We start from the raw sequence: 22399 nt of genomic DNA on the forward strand, positions 1-22399 counted from the left end.
GCTGCCCACCGTCATCCGTCTTCTGCTGTCCAGACCCCATGGCCCCAGATGTCATCACTGTCCGTGCCCATCCCGCCGGACCCAGCCCGGCGTGTCGAGCCGGAAACACCGTTCAGTGCACAGTCCCCGAGCGAGTCGCGGGATCACCTGTCAGTCGGCTGGTGCCTCGGGGGGATCGATGTTGTGCAGCCGGAGCAGGCGCTGGCCGTGGGCAAGACGCGCGTGGAGTCGTTCAACCTCCTGGGCGATCGCGTCGGTGATGTCCGCCGTCGAGGAGTCGCGCAGGGTGGCCGCTGTAGCAGGGTCGCGCATGCTGCGCCTTAGCTCTTCGAGGGTCTGCTCGCACAAGTCGGCGGTCTGGTCCCGCCAGGCGGCGTGCTCTTCTCGTTGGTCCGCGACCTTTTCGCGTTCGTCGGCGATCGCTTCGCGTTCATCGAGGCGTCGCGCATGTCGCGCTGCGGTTGCCTGTTCGCGAAGCTTGGCGGCCTTCTTGCGGAGGTCTGCGGCGACCCGAGCGTGATCGACGGCCTCGGCCGACAGCTCCGCCGCAAGGGTCAGTTCAGCGTTGACCCACTCGTGCAGTTCCCCTGGCGGTCGACGCTCACTCGGCGTCATAACCACAGTGTATGAACCGCAACACGTAGCCCGGTCGCCGAGGGTGATCGACTACGACTCGCACCTCATAGCCAGTGCCTCATGATCTGCCGCCGTTCTCCATAGCGCACTCGGCGGACTACCCTCGATCAGCCGACTGTGACCAACCTGTTGGCCGGGTACACCTATGGCCGCCCGCAAGGGCCTGGTCACAAGTTTGGTCACATCGAGACTGAAAACGCCCCCGGAGATCAGGTCTCCGGGGGCGTTTTGCCTGGTAGCGGGGGCGGGATTCGAACCCGCGACCTCTGGGTTATGAGCCCAGCGAGCTACCGAACTGCTCCACCCCGCGTCGCCTGGACAAGAGTACGGGGATGGCTGGAGAACAGCAAATCGGGTCAATCCCCGCACCAGCCATCCCCGGCTGGCCTGCCTCAGCCCGCATCCGGTTCGTGTGGCTCCGTGCCGGTCGCGGGTGCTTCGGGCGTGGGGGTGGCGCCGTCCTCGGCACCGCCCTGCCCACCGCGACGGGCTTCCGCTGCCCGGGCGACGGCCGCCTGCGCGCGTTCCACGGCGTCGGCGTAGGCGCTGAGGTCACCCTCCTTCAGGGCAGCCTCGGCCTCCTCGAATGCCTCACTTGCTGCGGCCAGTTCGCGCGCCACTGCGTCGGAGGTAGGCGGTGCGGGCGACTCGCCAGGCTCCTCCGGCGGTTGCTCGCTGCCGGGGTTCTCGCCGGTGTCGGCGCCCGCGTTACCGGCGAACACCATGTCGAGCGCATCCTGCAGTGTCGGCCCGACCCCGATTCCACCCCCGAACGACGCGAGAACCAGCCGCATCAGCGGATAGGCCGCGTCACCGGAACCGCGCTGGACGTAGACCGGCTGGACGTAGAGCAGACCGCCTCCGACCGGGAGCGTCAGCAGGTTGCCCTTCTGGGCCTGGCTGTCACCACGGGTCAGCGGCAACATGGCGTCGGCCACCCTGGTGTCGGAGTCGAGCTTGTTGGCGATCTGGCTCGGCCCGTCGATCTGGGTCTCGTCGAGTTGGAGCACCTGGATCTTGCCGTAGTTCTTCGACGTGGCGTCGGCGTTGACGGCGACGAAGGCGGCGAGGTTCTCACGGTTGAAGTAGATGTAGGTCGACGTCAACGAGAACTCCGGCCCGTCCGCTCCCGGCATCTGCACCGACAGGTAGTACGCCGGCTGCTTCGTGGCGTCCTGCGCGCCCTTCGTCGGGTCTGCCGGCACCTTCCAACGTTCGGTGCCCTGGTAGAACGCGCCCGCGTCCGTCACGTGGTACTGCGCCAGCACCTCGCGCTGGATCTTCATCAGGTCCACCGGATAGCGGACGTGGCCCATCAGCGCCTTGGGCATCGCGGCCTTGGGCTCGACGGTGCCTGGGAACGCCTTCATCCAGGTACGCAGGATGGGATCCTTCTCATCCCAGGCGTACAGCCGCACGCTCCCGTCGTAGGCGTCGACGGTCGCCTTCACCGAGTTGCGGACGTAGTTGAGCCGCTCGCTCGGCTGCCCCACGATCGCCGGCTGCGGCGTGAGTGACGTGGAGGTCGCGTCGTTGAGGAGCAGCCGCTGGGAGAGCGGATAGTTCTCCGACATCGTGTAACCGTCGACGATCCACTTGACCCGGCCACCGACGATGGCGGGATAGGGGTCGGAGTCGACGTTGAGCCACGGCGCGACCTTCTGCACGCGCTGCCGGGGGTTACGGTCGTAGAGGATCTTCGACTCGGAGTTGATCCGCGACCGGTTGAGCAGGATGTTGAAGTCCTGGAACTTCGTGGCGTAGAGCAGCCGGCTGCCGAACGATCCGAGCGGCACTCCGCCGTTGCCCTGGTAGGTGTTCGTCGTCTGGGTGTCGGCGCTGCCGCCCGGGATGTCCAACTCGACCGGCTCGGTGCCCTTGGGCGCGCCGACGATGGAGTACGGCGGGGACGACTCACCGAAGTAGATCCGCGGTTCGTACTTCCCCAGCTCGCCCCGGCTGGGAATGCTGCCCTCCATCCACTGAGGGCTGCCCTCGCTGGTCCGCTGGTTGCCGTAGGCCGCGACGACACCGTGACCGTGGGTGTAGACGGTGTGGTCGTTGTTCCAGTTGCGCTGGTCGGCGGGTACGCCGTCGAGGTTGACCTCGCGGACCGCGACCACGGCGTCGCGGGTCTCCCCGTCGATGGTGTAGCGGTCGACGTCGAGCGCCGGCTCGGCGAAGGAGTAGAACCCACGGACCTGCTGCAGCTGTTCGAACGTCGGGCCGACGATGGCCGGGTCGATCAGACGGACGCCAGGAAGTGTCTCGGCGTCGTTGGCGAGCTGGCCTTCGCTCGTCGTGGTCTCGGCTTCGTACCTCGTGACCTTGGTGTCAGAGACGCCGAACGCCTTCCGGGTCGCGTCGATGTTGCGCTGGATGTAGCTCGCCTCGCGCACCGGCTCGTTGGGACGGACCTGGACCTGCTGCACGATCGCGGGCCACGCCCACCCGAGCAGGGCGGCGGAGAGGACGAGCAGGCCGAGGCCGAGGCCGGGAAGCATCCAGGTGCGGCGTACGACATTGGCGAAGAACAACACCGCGCAGATCGCCGCGATGAAGGTGAGGATGGTCTTGGCCGGTACGACCGCGTGCGCGTCGGTGTAGGTGATGCCGGTGAAACTCGAGTTCGACATCTGGTGCGCCGCGACCACCAGGCCGTAGCGGTCGAACCAGTAGGCGACGGCCTTCAACAGGACGAACAGCCCGAGGAGCACCGAGATGTGCGCCTGTGCCGCGGCGGACGCCTTCTGGCCCTGGGTCTGCAGCCGGATCCCGCCGTAGAGATAGTGCGCGACCAGGGCCGCCACCAGCGACAACAGGATGATCGCGAAGCCGAATCCGATCAGGAAGCGGTACCACGGATAGCCGAACACGTAGAAGGACACGTCGAGACCGAACTGCGCATCCTTGGTGCCGAAGCTCGTCGCGTTGCTCCACTGCAGGAACGTCTCCCAGCGCCCCGACGCGCTCGAGCCGGCGATCAGGCCGAGGAGACCCGCCACCACGCCGGCGATGAGCTTGCGGTGCGGGTCGATGACGTCGCGGTAGCGGTCCAGCGTCTGCTGCTCGTTGGACATCGTGCGGTAGCGCGGCCGGAGCCGGTGCGCGAGCGCCAGGTTGGCGAAGACGACCGCGCCCAGGACGACACCGAAGGTGACGAACATGCCCAACCGCGTCAGCAGCGTGGTCGTGAACACCTGGGAGTAGTTGACCGAGCCGAACCACAGCCGTTCGGTCCAGAAGCTCGTGAAGACGGCGAAGACGGCGGCCAGAACCACGAGGACGATGATCGTCGGCACGAGCGCCCTGGTACGGACGTTGCCGCCGCGAGGGCCCGAGGGTCCGCGCCGGAAAGGATCGCGCGGTGCGGAGAAGCTGCTCACGTCGTCATCGCTCCTGGAGGTCTGGGTCGGGCTCCTGCCCGTGGCTGAGGCGCCGCCTGGTCAGATCATCCCTGGAAGGGAAACTTAGCGAAAACGTCCCGGGTTCCCCCGCGACGCCCCGCGCTCCGATGGCCGCAATGGTCGGTTCGTTGTCGCGTCGTCGGCGGCCCGTCGCCTTCATCGCGCACAGCTCGGGACACGCGCCGACGGCTGGTCGCGCAGCCGCTCGAGGGACTGTACGGCGCCACGGAGCGTGTCGACCCGGACCAGGCGGATGCCGTCGACCTGGGCCGCCGCGGCCGCCTCGCAGTTGGCGGCTGGGACGAGGAAGGTCTCGGCGCCGTTCTCCTTCGCCCCGGCGATCTTCTGCTGGATCCCGCCGATGGGTTGCACCGTGCCGTCGGCCGCGATAGCGCCGGTGCCCGCGATGTGGTGTCCGCCGGTGAGGCTGCCCTTGGTCAGCTTGTCGACGATGGCCAGCGCGAACATCGTGCCCGCGCTGGGGCCGCCGATGTCCTGCCCGAGGTTGACGGTGACCTTGAACGGGAACTCGAAGCCGTCGAACGGCGTGATCCCGACGAACGCCTTGCCCGGGTCCTGGGGTGACTTCGCCGTGGTGATGGAGACGTCGACGTCCTTGCCGCCCCGGCGTACGGCGAACTGGATCCGGTCGCCCGGCTGGTGCCTGCCCACGATGTCGACGACATCCTGGGCACCCGTGACGTGCTTACCGTCGACCGCGACGATCACGTCACCGGCCTTCAGCCTGCCGACGGCCGGTGTGTCCTCGACGACGGCCTGCACCTGGACGACCGGTGTCACCTTCTCGTTCGCCTGGCGCAGCGCGGCCGCGACGGCTGTCTGCTGGGACGTCTGCATCGCCTCGGCGTTCTCCTGCTCGACCTGCTCCGGGGTGGGGTCGCCGGGATAGAGATAGTCGTACGGAACGACCGCGACGCGTGGGTCGATCCAGCCGACGATGACGCTGATGAGGTCCAGCTTCTGGTCAGGGCTGCTCACCGCGACGGTGGTGAGGTCGAGCGCGCCGTTGGTCTTGAACGTCTCGTGCCCGCTGATCTGGACGATGGGTTTGCCGTCGACGGTGCCGAGAGTGTTCTCGGTGGGCCCAGGGCTCATCGCGGCGAACGGCACAGGAACCAGCCAGGCGACGGCTACGAGGGCGATGAGCAGGACAGCGGTCAGCGTCATCGTCGCGACACGGCGAGACATGGGCCCCAGCGTAGGTGACCGTCCCGTAAGCACCCGCGACGGTCCTCGCGATCATCCCCGCTGTTCGCAGCCCGGTGATCATGTCGGTCGTCATGTTCGTGATCATGTTCGTGATCATGAAAGGAATCGGGACCATGAAGGAAAACTGGCCCATAGACCCCAAAAGTCTCCATGATCACCGACATGATCACGGGAGCCCGGGAAAACTGAGCCGAGCGGGGCGAACGAGTTATCCGGCGCCGACCCATTCGGCGGAGCCGTCGGTGAAGCGCTGGTGCTTCCACAGCGGCACCTGCGCCTTGAGGTCGTCGATCAACTGCCGGCAGGCGTCGAACGCCTCACCCCGGTGCGGCGCGGCCACGCCCACGATCACCGCGGCCTCCCCCACCGCGAGGTCACCCACCCGGTGGACGGCGGCCACCGCGCACACCGGATGCGCCGCCGCCACGGCCGAGGCGACCTGGCGGAGTTCCTCGATCGCCGCCGGGTGCGCTTCGTACCCGAGCTCGGTCACTCCGCGTCCGCCGTCCTCCTCACGTACGACTCCCACGAACAGCGCGAGCCCACCGGCCCGGCGATCGGCGATCGCCGCCAGGACCTCGTCGACCGACAGCGGCGTCTCTCGTACGTCGAGCAGCCGGATCACATCGGCCATCGGCCCAGTCGAACTTGAAGCCACCCGCGTCATGTCCCGCCTCGCGATCTTCTCCGCCGTGCCCTGCGTACGACGGCCGCGGCGCCCAGCAGAGCCACGGTGGCGCCGGCAGCACCCATCGTCGCCGTCTCGCGCCGACCGATCCGCCGACCGAGCGCCGCGTGCCGCCCGGCCACGTCGGTCGCCAGGACCTCGCAGGCCGTCACGTTGTCATAGGCCGGCTGCCAACCGGCGGCCAGCAACTTCGCCGACGACACTACCCACGGGTGACTCACATAGGCGAGATCGCTGGCCGGGGCGGGGGTGAGGCCCAACCGGTGCAGGCGTTCGGCAGCACCGAGGGCGAGGCCCTCGGGAAGCTCGAGCCGCGGCAGGCCGAACAGCATCTCCACCTCGTCCTGTTCGAGATAGCCCTCGCAGCCGACCGTGACCGGACCGTCGACCTTGCCCAGCACGGCGTACTCCAGCGCGCTCACGAGGTCGTCGACATGGCAGAACTGCCAGCTCGGCTTGCTCCCCCGGATCACCAGGAGCCTCGCCGCCTCGAAGTGCCGGGTGAGGAACGTGTCGACGTCGGGCCCGACCAGCATCGACGGGCGTACGACTGTCACAGACAACCCGGGATGCGCCTTCGGCGCGCGCCGGGCAAGCCACTCCATCTCCAGCATGTCCGACACGATGCCTTCGGGCCGTGCCCGCAGCGGCCCGTCCTCGTCGAGCGGCACGGAGTTGTCCGGGGCGGCGCCGTAGACCATGGCACTCGTACACAGCACCACCCGGGGTACGCCCGCCGCGGCTGCCGCCGTCAACACCGTCTGCGTGCCACCCACGTTGCGCGCGCTCCGCTGCCGCGGGTCGGAGTCGGGCGAGCGGTCGAGGTCGAGGTGGACTACGACGTCGCAGCGGGAGATGCGCTGCGCGATCGCGGGATCACGAACCTCGAGGACCCGCCATTCGACGCCCTCGAGATCGCCTCGGCGCTCGTCGATCCCGATGACCCGCTTGATCTCGGGCAGCCCGACCAGCCGCGCGGCGAGGGCCCGCCCTATTCCTGTGGACGCGCCGGTCACCGCCGCCACCAGTCCGCCGCCCCTGCGCGCCGTGACGGCAGGCCGGCGCGTCGTGCGGCGGCTCCGCCGGGCACGAACGCGGGTGGGTTCGTCGTTCAGCTGGAAACTCCCGGGCTAGGTTGGACGATATGAACGCAGTGCTACGTACGGCCGTGGCGCGCTCGTGCACCAGCCCCCCGCACACCATCATCCGTACGCAGCCATCTCTCATCCTGCCGGAGGTCCAACCGTGAGCAACGACGAGCCCGGTGCCGGGCACGAGGGCGAGGAGCCCGAGAAGCGGCAACCCGGCGGTTCGGACAACCCGTTGGCGGGGTTCGACCTCAGCGCGATCTTCGGACAGCTGCAAAGCATGTTCTCGTGGCAGGGCGGCCCGATCAACTGGCAGCTCGCCGAGGAAACCGCCCGCCAGACGATCCGCCAGGCCGGCGACGCCTCGCTGACCGCGGCCGAACGTACGACCGTGGACCAGACGGTCCGCCTCGCCGAACACTGGCTGGACGACGCCACGAGCCTGCCCGCGGGCTCGGCGGGTGAAGCGCTCGCCTGGAACCGCGTCGAGTGGCTGGAGGGCACCCTTCCCGCCTGGAAGAAGCTGATCGAACCCCTCGCGACCCATGTCGTCGGCGCGATGGAGAAGGCGCTACCCGAGCAGCCTGGACCGATGGGAGCCCAGCTCACCGGCGTCCTCACCCAGGTCGGCGGAATGATGTTCGGCGCCCAGGTCGGGCAGGGTCTCGGCCAGCTCGCCACCGAGGTTTTCGGGTCGACCGACATCGGACTCCCACTGGGTCCACTCGGTCAGCCGGTGCTCATCCCGGCCAACGTCGCCGCGTTCGGCACCGGGCTGGGGCTGCCCGAGGACGACGTACGCCTCTATCTCACCCTGCGCGAGTGTGCCCACCAGCGGCTCTTCCACCACGCGCCGTGGCTGTCGGCCCACCTGTTCTCCGCCGTGGAGGACTACGCACGCGGCATGCACGTCGACGTCAGCAAACTCGAGGACCTCGCCGGCAGGATCGACATGGCCAACCCCGAGGCGTTGCAGGATGCCCTCGGAAGCGGCCTGCTCGAACCCGAGGAGACACCGCGGCAGAAGGCCGCGCTCGCCCGGCTGGAGACCGCCCTCGCACTGGTCGAGGGTTGGGTCGACGACGTGGTGACCGCCGCCGCCGCGCCGCGGATGCCGTCCGCGGTCTCCCTCCACGAGGCTGTACGCCGGCGCCGAGCCGAGGGCGGGCCGGCCGAGCAGACGTTCGTCACCCTCGTCGGCCTCGAACTCCGTCCGCGCCGGATGCGGGACGCCGCCACGTTGTGGGCGACGCTGCGGGAGACCCGTGGCATCACCGGCCGAGAGGCATTGTGGGCACATCCCGACATGCTGCCGTCGGGCGACGATCTCGACGACCCGCGCGGGTTCGCCGAGCGGGCCGGATCTCCGGACCGGATGGATCTCGGCGACCTGGGCTTCGACGTACCACCGGATGGCGGCGGGGCGGCTGCTCCGCCGGAGGAACCCGGCTCGGAGGGTCCCGGCGACCGCCCAAGCCCAGACAGGCCCGACCAGGAGGGCCCTGACCAGGAGGGCCCTGACCAGGAGGGGCCTGACACGCCTGGATCCGGCCGGTGAGCTCGCTGCATGACGACGCCGTGGCGTCGCTCTCCCGGTGGAAGGCCCCCGACGCCGAGCAGGAGGCCCTCCGGCTCGACTATCTCGCCCACCTGGCGCGGCACTCCGATGGGGTGTGGCGCAGCTGCGCACCTGCCCATCTCACCGCCAGCATGGTGGTCCTTGACCCCACCGGGCGGCATACCGCGCTGGTCCTTCACAACCGGCTGAACCGCTGGGTCCAACCGGGGGGACACTGCGAACCCGACGACGTCTCGCTGGGCTCCGCGGCCCTGCGGGAGGCGCGGGAGGAGACCGGGCTGGACGAACTCACGCGCAGCCGCGAGCCGGTCATGTTGTCCCGCCATGGAGCGCCGTGCGGTGTGGAGTCGCACCTCGACGTCCAGTTCCTCGGCATCTCGCCCGCCGATCAGGCACCCGCGGTGAGCGAAGAGTCACGTGACGTTCGCTGGTTTCCGGTCGCTGACCTGCCGCGTGACCTTGCCTCCGGAGTGCCGCAGAGCGTCACGGCCGCGGTCGCCGCGCTTGCGCTGAGCCGCTGACCAGCGTCCGGAGGTAGGGGCAGGCCCCGCGGGGAGGGCGTTCCAGCTCTTGAACCCGCAGGTCAGTCCAGGAGGACGACCGCGAGGATCACGAGCGCGACGACGACCACGCCGACCACCGCCGCGATCCTGAGGGCGGTCTGCCGGGGTTTGGGTGCCCACGGAGGTCGGGCTCCCGGCTTCGCACCGTCATCGACGAAGCGCTGGAACATGGCCGTGTTGGCGCCGGGGTCCTCGTCGCCCCTTTTCACATTCGACATGTCCGAGACCATACCGGCGTTCACCCCTTGATCGGGGATTCCGTACATCCCGCCCATTCCGGAAAAGGGCAGTGACACTCCTTCCCTGCCCCGAGAAGGTCCGCGCCTCAGGGCTCCCGTGGCCGATGCCGGCCGACCCCGTACGGTATCTCCGCACCAGCGACGGCACAGGGCGAGAACGCACGAGCTCGCCGTACGGAAGGAGTGGGGTTGGGCACGCTTCCCGACGGAGGATCCGTCCGACCGATCACCCGATGGGGCGAGCCTGTCATGCACCGACCATGCCGCCCGGTCGAGGCGTACGACGAAGCACTCGCGACGCTCGTCGCGGACATGACCGCCACGATGGTCGCCGCCGACGGCGTGGGACTCGCCGCCAACCAGATCGGCGTCGACCTCCGCGTCTTCGTGTTCCGCTGCCCGGACGAGGACCAGGTCATGGTCGAAGGCGTTGTCTGTAATCCGGTCCTCGAACTGCCGACCGGCGCGGACCGACACCTCGACGACTCCGAAGAAGGCTGCCTCTCGCTGCCGGGCGCGTACGCACCCTGCGCGCGTCCCGACCGCGCCGCGGTCCGAGGCTTCGACCACAGCGGAGCGCCCGTCGTCATCCACGGCACGGGGATGCTCGCGCGCTGTCTCCAGCACGAGACCGACCACCTGGAGGGAATCGTCTTCGCCGACCGAGTGTCCAAGCGGACCCGGCGGCAGCTGTTCGGGGAGGCGGAGGAGGTCGCCGACGAGTTCGACCCGCAGTGGCCGGCCTGAGGAGGGGGCCGGGCTGGCGGTACGTCCGGGCTGAGCGCGAGCGTTCCGGCGGAGCGCGAGCGTTCCAGCGGAGGCGGGGAGGCTGCTCCGCAGACGCCCGCGAGGATCAACCCCGTCGGGTCCTACGACCGAACTCACAACGGCAGCGCGACCATGCGCAACTCGAGCGCCGCGACCACCTCCCGGGTGACCACCGCGGGACCAGCGAGTTCGCCATATGCCGCGAGCATGGCGGTCTGCAAACTCGGCCAGACCGCGTCGACACCGAGCCTGGACACCACGCCGGCCGCCCGAAGACGCTCGAAGACCGGTGAGCGGAGCGCGCCGACGTACAGACGGACACCGTTGGCCCGTAGCCGGTAGTGCAACTCGATCAGGGCCTCGCACGCACTGTCGTCGATCTCGGGCGTGTGCTGGAGGGAGAGGACGACGACAACGGGAACCGGATCGCATTCCGCGACCCGGTTCAGAACACCGCCGACCACCACAGGGGCGACCTCGTGATCGAGGGCGCGGGTCGGCGCGAGGCACAGGACATCCGTGGCGATCGAGGCCCGGCACGCATCGGTCCGCGCAAGCTCCGGTGCGACCTGACTGCGTACCCTCGGGACCGGCCAGCGAAGACCGGTGCCACGCGGAGCGACTCGGCGGGCAAGTGAGAACACATCGTCGAGCAGCATTCCGTCCCCCGCAAAGTCGTTCCCCCAAAAGACTTCTGCGAAAAGTCTCCGCGAGGAGGGTGGGTGCGGGCCTCACCCGCGCAGGATGATTGGGCAAGCGCAAAATCCCGGGCACGTGCTCCGGGCACACCGCAACGGCCTCGGGGCCGGGCGCATGCGCGATGAGTTCCCGCCCGCTCGGCGGCGTCATGGAGACACGACGACGAGCCGGACCCACGCACCCGACCCATGACTGGGTGGAGCAGGTGAGCCCGGCGCGAATCCGGTGAGCTCAGCGGCCCGACCGGCGCTCCGACGGATGCAACTGCGCGGCGACGTACGGCCCCACCAGATCGCCGCAGGATCGCCTCGGCGCCGCCACCTCCACGATGGCTCCGTCGTCCAGCCGCAGCCTGAGCAGCAGCGGACACGGACCCAACCGGCGAAGGTCGGCAGGCGCGTCCTCGAGATCCTCGGCGAACCGGCAGGCGAACAGCAGTACCCGCGTCAGTGCGATCCCCCGATACACGACAAGGACGTCATGCACCCACACAGCGTAGGAAACATGTCTCGACCAGCGTTGCGTCAACGTGTCGAGACCCCACGACGAGCTTCGTAACCTGCACCGGAAAACGCCCGATGCGTACACCACACGACGTCGCCGCCACAGGACGGCGATCGCGAGACTTAGCACTGCAATCACGGCAGCGCTGATCACCCACAGCATTCCCGCACCTCCCCCTGCGCGGCCCCTCCACCGTCAGCCTCGACGAGGGAAGGGGGTGCGACCACGTCCGCAGGGGATGAAACTGCGCCAGGTCGAGGGTGAAATCCGGTCCGGGCCGTCCTGGCGCCGACCCACGGGCTTGACTAGCTCTTGTTCTCGTTCTCGTTCTCGCACTCCGCGAGCGACAGTTGCGCCGCGGCCGAGACCCCCTCGAGGTAACCGCGAGCGCGGTCGGCCTGGGGGTAACGGCGTACGAGCTCCCAGAATCGCGGTGTGTGCCCGGGTTCGACCAGGTGTGCGAGCTCATGGATGAGTACGTAGTCGACGACCCAGACCGGCATGCCCTGCAGCCGCGAGGACAGCCGGACCGTCCCATCGCTCGGCGTACATGATCCCCAGCGCATGCCCTGGTTGGAGACCCATCGGACGCTGGCTGGCCCGGAGACCTCGCCGAGGTAGCGCTGGCACAGCGTCTGGGCCCGGGTCAGGAGCTCGGCGTCACTCGGCCGCCGGCGACGCTCCTGCGCGGCGAGCCGGTCGAGCATGACGTCGACCCAGCGGCGCTCCTCGGCGCGGGTCATTCGGGCGGGGACCATGACCACTACTCGGTCGCCCTCCCGGTAGGCGCTCACGGTGCGGCGGCGGCGGGCGCTGCGGCGCACCTCCACGTGGTAGGGCTCATCACGCGCCCGGTCTATGCGTGAACTCGGGCGCGCCTGGCTCCGCTGCCTCGACGCCGGTTCGGCCACCCCAGCAAGGTACCCCCAACAACCGACAAGGGCTGCCCCATCCACGCGCGAAGCGCCGGATTCCCACAGGCCGCAGGCCGGTGAACTCGCAGGTCAGGTTCATAGTCCTGGACAGAAGGTGCCAAGCGTCCACAGGTGTGCACACACCTCATCCACCGGGAATCCCCCAGATGTACACATGCTCTCCACAGGCTTTTCCACAGCCGTGGATAACTCAGCGTGGTGGGGCGACGGCGACCAGAGTGTCCCGTCCTGTCGACCACGCACTGTCGACCACGGCGATATGTCGATCACTGCGTCCTGTCGATCAGCACCCGCTGGGGCCACGAGGTGGCGATCGAGGGGCGGTCGGCTTTGACGATCTCGGGGGGTCGGGTTTGACCCGCCGCCAACCACGGGTAGCGTCGACACGGCGCCGTCCGGGAGGCACATCCCGCGACCATCACGCACACACGGGTATAAAAGGGGACACCATGGGCAGGACATGGCCATGGGGTGCCGCGCACGGAGTCGTGGACGGCGCTGGAATAAGGTGACCCGAGATCGGGCGGCCCGGGCGGGCCCGCCCTGCCCCGACCCAGCACAGCGAGGAGGGCCGTCATGGCGGAGACCTACACAGGCGAGTTCTACTGCGTCAAATGCAAGGCCAAGCGGAATGCAACCGGCGAGGTCAAGGTGAACGACAAGGGCACGCGGATGGCCAAGGCCACCTGTCCCGAGTGCGGCACCAACCTCAACCGGATCCTCGGCAAGGCCTGAGCAATCTGGCCACCGAAGGGGCGGCCGCACGATGGGCCGCCCCGCATGGTTCCACCTTGGGCGAGTTCTGGCTGCCTGGCCTCGCGCCGGTTCCTGTCCTCCGCGACGCCCAGATCCAGCTGACGGCGCTGGACACGGCTAGACCCGCTCACCCCGCCTGGTGCGACGCGTGACGATCCGCTCGGCGAGGAACGACAGGAACGGCACGGTTCCGGCTACCAGCACCGCCAGGGTCCCCCGCACCGACCAGCGGGCCCGGAGGGCGAGATCAGCCCCCAGCACGAGGTAGACCATGTACAGGAACCCGTGAATCGGCCCGACAATCGCGACCGCACGCGCGTCATCGCCCAGGTATTTCATCGGCATCGCGACGAGCGCGAGAACCAGCAGAAACACCCCCACGACGTACGCGATCACCCGGAACCGGGTGAGGCGCCCGCGCAGTTCGGGCGCCATCTGCGATGTCGTCGCCGGCGGAGTCACCGGTACGTCGGCGTTGGCCGTCATCCCTCGCCCCCAGGTGCTCCGGCTCCAGTTGCTCCGCCCCCAGATGCGCCGCTCCCACGTGCTCCGGCCCCGCGTGGCGCCGCGCTCGTGGATCTCCCATGCCCCGCCGCGACGCGGAGCGACCGGCGGTGCAGGGCGTCGAGATAGTCGTTGTACGCCTCGAGCTCAGGATCATCGGCCGCCCGGGCCATCGGGTCGGGCACGGGCGACCCCAGCGGTCGCTTCGAAGGTAGGGGTGGCAACGCCGCCTCGTCGTCGCCAGAAGAGACGTCACTGCCGGCGAGCAGGCCTCCGCTGTCGTGTGGCGTGACGGCGGCTGGGTCCGCGCGGCCAGGGCCAGCCGGTGCGCTTGTGTCCGCCACCCGGTGGGACTCGAGATCCGGCGGAGGTGCTGGTTCACGCAGCAGCTTCCACCACAGGTAGACCGCGAACGCCGCGAAGAAGGGCCACTGCAGCGTGTAACCGAAGTTCTGCCAGCTGCCAGACGACGACTCGAAGCGGCTCAGCTGCCACCACGCCAGGAACAGGAACGCCGCCACGGCGAGAACGACGGTGATCGTGAACGCGATCCACCGCGGGGTGAGCAGCCGGCGGAAGGACGGTGCGGCCGCGGCGGCGGGCTGCTCCGCCTCGGTGCGCGCGTCGTCCATGATGTCGGGTTCGACTTCCTCGTTCGGTGTGGTTCTCGTCCAGCGTCGATGCCTCGCGGCCGACACTAACACCGCCTGTGGATGACGCCCGCGGGCGTCCGTACGGACGTGGCAGGCTTCTCCCCTGCGGGCGGAGGCGTCCGCAATTGGCGCCAGCACACACGGGGAGGCACCATCGTGCGGCCACGAATCAAACCTGCCCTGCATCGGATATGGCGGGATCCCCACACGCTCCAGGTCGGTCTCGACCCTGCCCACGTTCTCGTCCTCACCGGGCTCGATCCGGTGCTCGCGGGTGTGGTCGATTCCCTGACCGGCATACGCACCGAGGACGCGCTCGTCACGCAGGCGGTCGCGCACGGCGGCAGCGGAGCCGATACCAGGCGGCTCCTTCGCCTGCTCGCGGAAGGCGGCGCGCTCGACGACGCCGGACGCGCCGCGGCTGGTGCCGTGCCAGGTCTGGGGCCCGCCGAGCGGGAACGTCTCCTGCCCGACCTGGCGGCGCGTTCGGTGGCCGAGGGTTCGCTCGACGGTGGCGTGGCGACCATGAGCCGCCGGCGCGAAGCGCACATCGCGGTGTTCGGCGCCGGGCGGGTGGGCGCGTCGATCATCACGCTGGTGTCGTCCTCCGGGGTAGCTCGAGTCGTCGTCGACGACCAGGCTCCGACCGCTCCGGGTGACCTGGCGCCGGCCGGTCTCGTCGCCGCCGACGTCGGTACGCCTCGCGGCGAGGGCGCGGCTCGGGCCGCCGCCCAGGCCGCACCGTCGACCGAGGTCATGGCGGTCAGTCCCGGCCATCCACTCGAGCGGCCCGATCTGGCGGTGATCGCGCCCGACGACGAGCCCGATCGCAGGATGGCGGACGCCTTCGTCCGGGCGGGACTGCCCCACCTCTTCGTCCGCATGCGCGAGGGGCGGGCGATCCTCGGTCCGTTCGTACTCCCGGGGGTGTCCTCGTGCATCCGGTGTCACGACCTGCGGCGTACGGCGCACGATCCTCGGTGGCCGAGCGTGCTCTCCCAGGCTCTCGCGGCGCCCCGAGGGGCTGAAGCCTGCGACGTGGTCCTCGCGACCGCGCTCGCGTCGCACGCCGTCATGCATGTCCTGGCGTTCCTCGAGGGCGGCCGGCCGCCGTCGCTGGACGCGACGATCGAGATGGACCTGCCTTTCGGTTCCGTACGCCGACGTACGTGGTCTGCCCATCCCGCGTGCGGGTGCCAGTTCGACCCGGAACAGCACGCCAGCGACGAGTCGGATGGTCCGCGAGACGCCGGGAAGACTCCGCGCTCCACCGGCTCGTCGGCCCACCGCCGTTCAGGCTCGTCACCGATTGCAGCGGCCTGAGGGCGGCGGCGGGATGTGGGCACCGTTCATGCAACGCGAGTAGTCGGAACCAGGGCCTAGGGTCGCGCCTATGCGCTTTGGATTCGTACTCCCCTATGGCGATGCCCGCACAGCCGGCGATCTCGCGGCCATGGCGGAGGAGCACGGCTGGGACGGCTTCTTCGTCTGGGAGGGCATCTGGGCGATCGACGCCTGGGTGAGCCTCACCGCTGCCGCCATGACCACGAACCAGATCCGGTTGGGCACGATGCTCACACCGCTCCCCCGCCGCCAGCCGTGGGAGCTGGCGAGCCAGACGTCCACGCTCGACAATCTCTCCGGCGGACGGGTCACCCTGTCGGTGGGTCTGGGCGTCACGGGCGACGACCGGTGGTGGCTGTTCGAGTCAGATCCCGGACGCAAGGTGCGCGCGGAGCGGCTCGACGAAGGTCTCGCGATGGTGTCGAAGCTGTGGACGGGCACACCATTCGACTATGTGGGCAAGCATTTCCGCTCGCGCGCCACCGGCTCGCTGGTCCCGCCGGCAGCTCCACCGCCCGTACAGAAGCCGCGCATCCCGGTCTGGGTGGTCGGTGGCTGGCCGCGCCCGAAGTCGATGCGCCGAGCGGCTGCCTGGGACGGCTGGTTGCCCCACTACGCGCCGCACGACACGTCGGCCGGATCCGACTTCACGCCCGACATGCTTGCCGAAGGCACCGACTGGATCAGGGCGCACCGGGCGGCACAGCGGCTCACGATGGACGACTACGACGTCGTGATGGAGGGTACGACGCCCCACGACGACCCGGTGGCGGCCGCCGAGATCGTCCGGCCATGGGCCGACGCCGGCGCGACCTGGTGGCTGGACGCCGACTGGTCGAGCCTGGACCCCGACGAGGTGCGATCTGCCTCCGAACGCCGGCTCCGGGCGGGACCCCCGCGCCCCGCCCGTCTAGGGTCGGTCGGGTGACGACGCCTGCGAACCGACAGCCCCACTCCGGAGAGGGCGATCTACTCCCCGGGCAGGACGCGGCACTTGCCCAGGAAGCGGACAATGGACGTGTGAGCGATCTTCCTCGCAAAGGTCTCGCCCGCACCGTCCGGCTGGCCGGCCTGCCCCTGGGAATCGCCGGCCGTACCGCGGTCGGCCTCGGCAAGCGGCTGGGCGGCAAGCCGGTCGAGGCCGTCACAGCCGACCTGCAGCGCCGCACCGCCGATCAGCTGTTCCGCGTGCTGGGCGAACTCAAGGGCGGCGCGATGAAGTTCGGCCAGGCGCTCTCGATCTTCGAGGCAGCCCTCCCGGAGCAGCTGATGGCGCCCTACCGTGCGACTCTCACCAAACTCCAGGACGCCGCTCCGCCGATGCCGGCGGCGACGGTGCACCGGGTGCTCGAGGAGGAACTGGGACCGCACTGGCGCCGCCGGCTCCGTGGCTTCGACGACACTCCGGCCGCCGCCGCGTCGATCGGCCAGGTGCACCGGGCACGGTGGTCCGACGGGCGGGACGTGGCGGTCAAGATCCAGTACCCCGGCGCCGCCGACGCCCTGCGGTCGGACCTGAACCAGATCGGCCGCCTCAGCCGGCTGTTCGCGGTCTGGCTTCCCGGCATGGACATCAAGCCACTCGTCGAAGAGCTCAAGGCCCGCATCGGCGAGGAACTCGACTACACCCTCGAGGCCGAAGCACAGGCCGGATTCGCGGCGGCGTACGACGGCGACCCCGAGATCGCGGTGCCGCCGGTGCGGCTCTACACCCCGAGAGTGCTCGTCACCGACTGGCTCGACGGCACACCACTCAGCGAGGTCATCGCCAACGGGACGACCGAAGAGCGGGACCGCGCCGGTCTCCTGTTCGTACGTTTCCTCTTCTCGGGTCCGGCGCGGGCGGGTCTGCTGCACGCGGATCCACACCCCGGCAACTACCGCATCACCCCGGACGGGCGCCTCGGAGTAGTCGACTACGGCTTGGTAGCCCGCCTCCCCGGCGGCTTCCCGCCACAGATCGGCCGGCTGTTGCGGATCGGCCTCGACGGCGACTTCCACGCGGTGACCGAAGGGCTGCGCGCCGAAGGTTTCATCAAGCCGGACGTCGACATCGATCCACAGAGCCTGCACGACTACCTTCAGCCGTTCACCGAGCCTGCACAGACCGCGACGTTCCGCTTCACCAGAGAGTGGATGCGGACGCAGTTCCAGCGGATCAGCGACGTGCGTGCTGACGGCGCCAGGACAGCGCTCCGGCTCAACCTTCCGCCGTCGTACCTCCTGATCCACCGGGTCTGGGGTGGCGGAATCGGAGTGTTGGCCCAGCTGGGAGCCGAGGCGCCGTTCCGGGAGGAACTGGAACGTTGGTTGCCCGGATTCTCCGACCTGCCGGCGGGCTGCCTCGCAGAAGCCGTTTCCGCTGACGAGGCTGACGAGGCGGCCGAAGCCTGAATGTCAGGCCCGCCGTTTCCTCACCGGCCCACGGGGTCGAGCCGGCCCTCGATGGTGTGAAGGTTGGCGCGAGCGCACGGCCCGCAGTAGTAGCTCGACGTCAGATCGCGCGTGAACGACACCGCCCAGCTGAGCGGCAGGTCTTCGGTTGGCGCGTGAACGCCGCAAAGGTCGCACTCGATCATTGATCCGTCACTTTCTCGCCTTGAACCCGTCCAGTAGGCCGATTCGTTCGTACGCACCATCGTCGCGCGACCGTGTAACGGCCGCGGGACAGACATGCTTCGAAACGGGCCCCTGCAAGCGCAGAATATTTCGACAGACATTGTGATGGAATGCGATTCCAGACAAGGCGCAGGGCGGCCCTTTTGTCGTCCGGCGCGTCGGAATGCGGGCGAGAGCGGGCATCGCGGCAAGTCCCGGGGTACCCGGCATCGTTCACCGGTCAGGATACGCGGGTCGGGCATGGCGGCGATCTTCCGCGTACCCGACCCCGCGTTCGAGAAGAGTGGGTCGGGCATCGCGGCGTTCACGAGATGCCCGACCCTGCTCGGTTCTTATCCGAATCGCGCCCGGATGAGGCGGGCCCGCAACGCGGCTTCCCGGCTCTTACGGCTCAGCCGCCGGGCGCGGACGAGCTGAGTCGCTTGTCGTGTCTTGCTGGACTTACTGACACGCTCATGTATCTGCGCGCGTGCCAGCTCTTCGTGGAGAAGATGCACGGAGGTGCTCCTTGGCAGATCGGTGGCCGCATCGCCCGGAATCGCACGCGCCGGGGTATCGACCGAGAGGTCTCTGGTCATCGGGTTCTCTGTGGGATAGGAGGCGGCGGCCGGGCATTCCCCGGACTCCGTCCTCAGTCGGATGGTGGTCATGCGGCGACTTCGTTCTTGCGAGGACGTCCACGCGGCCGCTTCCGCGGAACTACCACACCGGCGATGAACAGCTCGCCGCCCCAGACTCCCCACGGCTCGCGCCGAGCGAGAGCACCGTCCAGGCACTCGCGCTTGATCGGGCAGTCGACGCAGATGGTCTTGGCGAACTCGACATCGGCAGGTGATTCTGCGAAGAAGAGCTCCGGATCGAACGACCGGCAGGGAAGTTCGAACTCGCTGATGACCTCGGGTACACCGTCGAGGACGCTGAGACTCACTTTCCGGTCACCTCCTTGTGTCCTGGTCTGTGTCTGCTGGCCTGGTCTCGTTGTGCTGGCTTCCTGGTTGGGTGTGTGTCTCACTGCCTGACTGACTCCCTGGCTGTCGTCGTCGACATCGCACTGGCTGGTTCGATCGGACTGGCAACTCGATGGGCTGGGCTTTTCCATGGCTGGTCATCTCGTTCGAACTGGGCAAACAAAAGGGCCGCGGATCCCGAGTCGGGTTCCGCGGCCCTGGTGGCCGGTCAGGTCTTGTCATAAGACCGGAGGGCTCCAGGCTGGGACACCCGACAAGGGTCCCTTGGTGGTACGCCGCGAAACGCTGCTCGGAACGGACAGGTTGGCCGGGACGGACACGTTGATCGGAAGGGTGGCGGCGGACGGGGCGGAAAGAGCGGCAGGAATGCGGCCGGTCGTGAGAACACTGCTCTGCTCGACACCGGTCGTGGGCGCGGCTGGCGTCGCCGGAAGCTCCGCGCTCCACGGAAGAACGCTCACGTGGCCTTGGCCGGCGGTGTCATCGCGATAGACCTTCCGGCCGCGCGCGCACGAATCGAATCCGCCTGTGGGCAGACTCGTCCCCTGGAACGCGGGCGAGACGTATGAGATGGACCGCCGAGCAGGTGTCATCGAGCGGGGAGCACCGAGCGTCAGCTCACGGCGATGACGAATCACCATGATCATCTGGCGCACCTCCCTCTGCTCGGACATGCCAAACCGCGATGCGGCGGTGTGGGGTCGAGCTGACACTACGCCTCCCCCCTGCCGAGAGCAATGCAATTAATGGGGGGACCTGCAGCCTTTACCGTTTCGTGCCCACGAGGTCCGGCGCGACGGGACCTCGGCGACTCAGCTCTCCGGCGGGAGAAGCTCGCCCTGAACCGCGGGAGGGTCGTCGGACGACACCTTCCGCGTCGGTGAACCGCCGGCACAGATCGCGAGGACATCCTCGGCGTACCGGCCCAGCTTCGTCGAACCTACGCCCGGGACTTTCGCCAGCTCGGCGGCCGCGGCGGGTCGGGTCTCCGCGATCGCGACCAGGGTCGCGTCGGTGAAGACGCAGTAGGCAGGGACACGCTGCTCCTGCGCCTGTTCGAGCCGCCACGCCCGAAGCTTTTCGAACATCTGCTCGTCGTAGGTCGCGGGGCAGTCCCCGCACCTGCCGACCTTGCGTTCGCTGGCGTCCTGGAGCGGGCGATCGCAGGTGCGGCAGCGGGCGACGGTGCGCTGGGCCTTGCGGCCCGACCGCCCACCATTCGTTCCTTCCGCACGACGATCGGCTACCGCGCTCCCCTGCGGACGGACGGAGGCGAGGAACCGCGACGGTGATCGTCGCGACCGGCCGCCGGGCGTGCGGGCCAGCGCCCAGGAGACCGAGAGGTGGATGCGGGCACGAGTGACGCCCACGTAGAGCAGCCGACGTTCCTCCTCCACCTGGTCCGCGGTGTCGGCGTAGGTGATCGGGACTGTCCCTTCGTGGATACCGGCCAGGAAGACGGCGTCCCACTCGAGACCTTTCGCGGCGTGGAGGGTGGCCAGCGTCACCCCGTCTGCCGCGGGCGCATGCTGGGCAGCCACGCGCTCGTCGAGTACGCCGAGGAACGCCGCGAGGTCAGCACCCGGCCGCTCGCGCGACAGGTCGCCGGCGAGGGACGCCAGTGCCGCCAGCGACTCCCAGCGTTCGCGCATGGCACCGGAACCACTCGGTGGTTCTGGTGTCCAACCGATGGCGCCGAGGACGGCCTGCACTTCCGCGAGCAGTTCCGGCGAGGGGGCGTCGGCGTCGCTGGTGGCCTCTGCGTCGAGGGCCGAGCCTGCGTCGAGGGCCGAGCCTGCGTCAGGGGCCGAGCCGGCGTCGGCGGCGGCATCTGCGTCGGCGGCCTCTGCGTCGGCGGAGCCAGGCGTGGCGGCTACCGAGGAGCCGGCTGCGATGGGAGCGGAGTTGGCCGCCCGGGCCGCCCCACGGAGGAGCACCAGAGCTTCGCGCACCTCTGGCCGGTCGAAGAACCGTTCCGCGCCGCGGACGACATAGCGAATCCCGCGTTCGGCGAGGGCCTGCTCGAAGGCGGCGGACTGGGCGTTGACCCGGAAGAGGACGGCCATCTCGCGGAGTGGGGTGCCCTGGCCGACGAGGCGTTCGACCGCGCGGGCGATCCCCTCGGCTTCGGCTACCTCGTCGGGATACTCGGTGAAGACCGGCTCAGGGCCGTCCGGTCGCTGGGCCCGCAGCGTCAACCGGTGCTTGCTCGCCGCACCGCGGGCATCGGCCAGGACGCCGTTGGCCACCTTGACCACCTGCGGCGTCGAGCGGTAGTCGCGTTCGAGGCGTACGACAGACGCCCCGGGGTGTCGCCGGGTGAACTCGAGGAGGTACGCCGGACTCGCGCCGGCGAAGGAGTAGATCGTCTGGTTGGCGTCCCCGACCACGCACACGTCCGGCCGGTCGCCCAGCCACAGGTCGAGCAGCGTCTGCTGGACTGGGCTGACGTCCTGGTACTCGTCGACGACGAAGTGGCGGTACTGCGCCCGCACCGCCTCGGCGACCTTGGGCGAGTCGGCCAGCAGGGCGACAGCGCACAGGAGGACGTCCTCGAGGTCGAGATGGCCCCGGTCCCGGCGTACTTCCTCGTAACTGGCGAAGACACGGGCGATCGTGGCGGCGTCGTAACCGGCCAACTGGCGGCCCGCCTGGGCGGCGGCGACGGGGTAGTCGTCGGGGCGGACGTTGCTGACCTTGGCCCATTCGATCTCGCCGGCGAGGTCGCGACGCCCAGCGAGGTCGGCGGGTATCCGGCACCGCCCGGCCGCTTCCGCGACGTAACGCAGCTTGCTCTCCACGATCGGCGGTAGCTCGCTGCGGTAGACCTGCGGCCAGAAATAGCGCGCCTGTCGCAAAGCGGCCGAGTGGAAGGTGCGCGCCTGCACGCCGGCCACGCCGAGTTCGCGGAGACGGGTGCGCATCTCACCGGCGGCCCGGGTCGTGAACGTGACGGCGAGGACGCGCTGCGGCTTCCACTGCCCGGACAGGACGGCGTAGGCGATCCGGTGGGTGATGGCGCGGGTCTTGCCGGTGCCGGCGCCAGCAAGGATGCAGAGCGGTCCGTCGAGAGAGGTCGCCGCCGCGAGCTGCTCCGGGTCCAATGCCGCCAGGACCGCGTCCGGGGATGGCGCGCCAGACGCTCTTCCAGGGGCGGCCGGCCCGCCGCCTACCGGCCCCGAGCCGGCAGCACTCGAGCCAGCATGCCCGGAGCCGGTA

21 protein-coding genes and 1 tRNA gene are annotated in these 22399 nt (G+C 69.3%); 7 read left to right on the plus strand and 15 right to left on the minus strand.

Translation table 11 applies throughout. The annotated features are described in order from the left end of the window. Nucleotides 1–150: 150 nt before the first annotated feature. From ABN028_RS18145 to ABN028_RS18170, 6 genes are all read right to left on the minus strand, one after another. Nucleotides 151–615 (minus strand): hypothetical protein, encoded by a 465-nt coding sequence (locus ABN028_RS18145; RefSeq protein ID WP_349697378.1) that lies wholly within the window; start codon nucleotides 613–615, stop codon nucleotides 151–153. Between the two features lie 254 nt (nucleotides 616–869). Beyond that, nucleotides 870–946: transfer RNA gene (locus ABN028_RS18150), tRNA-Met, on the minus strand. A gap of 82 nt (nucleotides 947–1028) precedes the next feature. Further along, nucleotides 1029–4022 (minus strand): UPF0182 family membrane protein, encoded by a 2994-nt coding sequence (locus tag ABN028_RS18155; protein ID WP_349329747.1) that lies wholly within the window; start codon nucleotides 4020–4022, stop codon nucleotides 1029–1031. A gap of 177 nt (nucleotides 4023–4199) precedes the next feature. After that, nucleotides 4200–5252: a YlbL family protein gene (locus ABN028_RS18160; RefSeq protein ID WP_349697379.1), complete on the minus strand. Its 1053-nt coding sequence runs from the start codon at nucleotides 5250–5252 to the stop codon at nucleotides 4200–4202. A 229-nt stretch (nucleotides 5253–5481) separates the two neighbouring features. After that, complete coding sequence (locus ABN028_RS18165) at nucleotides 5482–5907, minus strand: molybdenum cofactor biosynthesis protein MoaE (RefSeq protein WP_349329749.1); 426 nt, start codon at nucleotides 5905–5907, stop codon at nucleotides 5482–5484. A 29-nt stretch (nucleotides 5908–5936) separates the two neighbouring features. Then, nucleotides 5937–6977, minus strand: a complete 1041-nt coding sequence (locus ABN028_RS18170) for an NAD-dependent epimerase/dehydratase family protein (RefSeq protein ID WP_349329750.1) — start codon at nucleotides 6975–6977, stop codon at nucleotides 5937–5939. 229 nt (nucleotides 6978–7206) lie between these two features. Here ABN028_RS18170 and ABN028_RS18175 point away from each other — a divergent pair, with 229 nt between their 5' ends. Further along, nucleotides 7207–8607: a zinc-dependent metalloprotease gene (locus tag ABN028_RS18175; protein WP_349697380.1), complete on the plus strand. Its 1401-nt coding sequence runs from the start codon at nucleotides 7207–7209 to the stop codon at nucleotides 8605–8607. Next, nucleotides 8604–9149 (plus strand): NUDIX hydrolase, encoded by a 546-nt coding sequence (locus ABN028_RS18180; RefSeq protein WP_349697381.1) that lies wholly within the window; start codon nucleotides 8604–8606, stop codon nucleotides 9147–9149. Before ABN028_RS18175 ends, ABN028_RS18180 begins: the two co-directional genes overlap by 4 nt. A 62-nt stretch (nucleotides 9150–9211) precedes the next feature. Here the strand turns inward: ABN028_RS18180 and ABN028_RS18185 are convergent, their stop codons facing one another. After that, entirely contained in the window at nucleotides 9212–9409 is a 198-nt protein-coding gene (locus tag ABN028_RS18185) for a hypothetical protein (protein WP_349329753.1), read from the minus strand. A 210-nt stretch (nucleotides 9410–9619) separates the two neighbouring features. On the opposite strand from ABN028_RS18185, the gene def reads away from it, so the two are divergent. Beyond that, nucleotides 9620–10177, plus strand: a complete 558-nt coding sequence (def, locus tag ABN028_RS18190; RefSeq protein WP_349329755.1) for a peptide deformylase — start codon at nucleotides 9620–9622, stop codon at nucleotides 10175–10177. A 134-nt stretch (nucleotides 10178–10311) separates the two neighbouring features. On the opposite strand, the gene ABN028_RS18195 is transcribed toward def, so the two are convergent. The 3 genes from ABN028_RS18195 to ABN028_RS18205 form a co-directional block, all read right to left on the minus strand. Beyond that, nucleotides 10312–10857 carry an STAS domain-containing protein gene (locus tag ABN028_RS18195; protein WP_349329757.1) on the minus strand — a complete coding sequence of 182 codons (546 nt, stop codon included), beginning with the start codon at nucleotides 10855–10857 and terminating at the stop codon, nucleotides 10312–10314. 271 nt (nucleotides 10858–11128) lie between these two features. Further along, nucleotides 11129–11383: a hypothetical protein gene (locus tag ABN028_RS18200; protein WP_349329758.1), complete on the minus strand. Its 255-nt coding sequence runs from the start codon at nucleotides 11381–11383 to the stop codon at nucleotides 11129–11131. A 323-nt stretch (nucleotides 11384–11706) separates the two neighbouring features. Continuing rightward, nucleotides 11707–12225 carry a M48 metallopeptidase family protein gene (locus tag ABN028_RS18205; protein WP_349697442.1) on the minus strand — a complete coding sequence of 173 codons (519 nt, stop codon included), beginning with the start codon at nucleotides 12223–12225 and terminating at the stop codon, nucleotides 11707–11709. 687 nt (nucleotides 12226–12912) lie between these two features. Between ABN028_RS18205 and ABN028_RS18210 the strand changes: the two genes are divergently transcribed. Continuing rightward, nucleotides 12913–13071: a DUF5679 domain-containing protein gene (locus ABN028_RS18210; protein WP_349329759.1), complete on the plus strand. Its 159-nt coding sequence runs from the start codon at nucleotides 12913–12915 to the stop codon at nucleotides 13069–13071. Between the two features lie 138 nt (nucleotides 13072–13209). On the opposite strand, the gene ABN028_RS18215 is transcribed toward ABN028_RS18210, so the two are convergent. Beyond that, the gene (locus ABN028_RS18215; RefSeq protein WP_349697382.1) at nucleotides 13210–13578 is read right to left on the minus strand and encodes a DUF3817 domain-containing protein; all 369 of its coding nucleotides are present in this window, start codon (nucleotides 13576–13578) and stop codon (nucleotides 13210–13212) included. Continuing rightward, entirely contained in the window at nucleotides 13575–14228 is a 654-nt protein-coding gene (locus ABN028_RS18220) for a hypothetical protein (RefSeq protein WP_349697383.1), read from the minus strand. Before ABN028_RS18220 ends, ABN028_RS18215 begins: the two co-directional genes overlap by 4 nt. Before the next feature lie 177 nt (nucleotides 14229–14405). On the opposite strand from ABN028_RS18220, the gene ABN028_RS18225 reads away from it, so the two are divergent. The 3 genes from ABN028_RS18225 to ABN028_RS18235 all read left to right on the plus strand — a co-directional run bounded on the left by ABN028_RS18225 (nucleotide 14406) and on the right by ABN028_RS18235 (nucleotide 17987). Then, on the plus strand, nucleotides 14406–15572 hold the full coding sequence (locus ABN028_RS18225; RefSeq protein WP_349697384.1) for a ThiF family adenylyltransferase: 1167 nt from the start codon (nucleotides 14406–14408) through the stop codon (nucleotides 15570–15572). A gap of 70 nt (nucleotides 15573–15642) precedes the next feature. Then, nucleotides 15643–16521 (plus strand): LLM class flavin-dependent oxidoreductase, encoded by an 879-nt coding sequence (locus tag ABN028_RS18230; RefSeq protein WP_349697385.1) that lies wholly within the window; start codon nucleotides 15643–15645, stop codon nucleotides 16519–16521. A gap of 92 nt (nucleotides 16522–16613) precedes the next feature. Then, nucleotides 16614–17987: an ABC1 kinase family protein gene (locus ABN028_RS18235; protein WP_349329765.1), complete on the plus strand. Its 1374-nt coding sequence runs from the start codon at nucleotides 16614–16616 to the stop codon at nucleotides 17985–17987. Between the two features lie 557 nt (nucleotides 17988–18544). Here ABN028_RS18235 and ABN028_RS35390 read toward each other — a convergent pair. The 3 genes from ABN028_RS35390 to ABN028_RS18245 form a co-directional block, all read right to left on the minus strand. After that, the gene (locus ABN028_RS35390; protein ID WP_502877597.1) at nucleotides 18545–18862 is read right to left on the minus strand and encodes a putative WhiB-interacting protein; all 318 of its coding nucleotides are present in this window, start codon (nucleotides 18860–18862) and stop codon (nucleotides 18545–18547) included. Next, a complete protein-coding gene (locus ABN028_RS18240; RefSeq protein WP_349690028.1) occupies nucleotides 18859–19140 on the minus strand; it encodes a WhiB family transcriptional regulator in 282 nt (93 codons plus the stop codon). Before ABN028_RS18240 ends, ABN028_RS35390 begins: the two co-directional genes overlap by 4 nt. 852 nt (nucleotides 19141–19992) lie before the next feature. Beyond that, nucleotides 19993–22284, minus strand: coding sequence for an ATP-dependent DNA helicase UvrD2 (locus tag ABN028_RS18245; RefSeq protein ID WP_349697386.1), 2292 nt, complete (start codon nucleotides 22282–22284; stop codon nucleotides 19993–19995). Nucleotides 22285–22399 lie beyond the last annotated feature (115 nt).

The organism is Actinopolymorpha sp. B17G11 (assembly GCF_040196095.1).
Taxonomy (GTDB): Bacteria; Actinomycetota; Actinomycetes; order Propionibacteriales; family Actinopolymorphaceae; genus Thermasporomyces.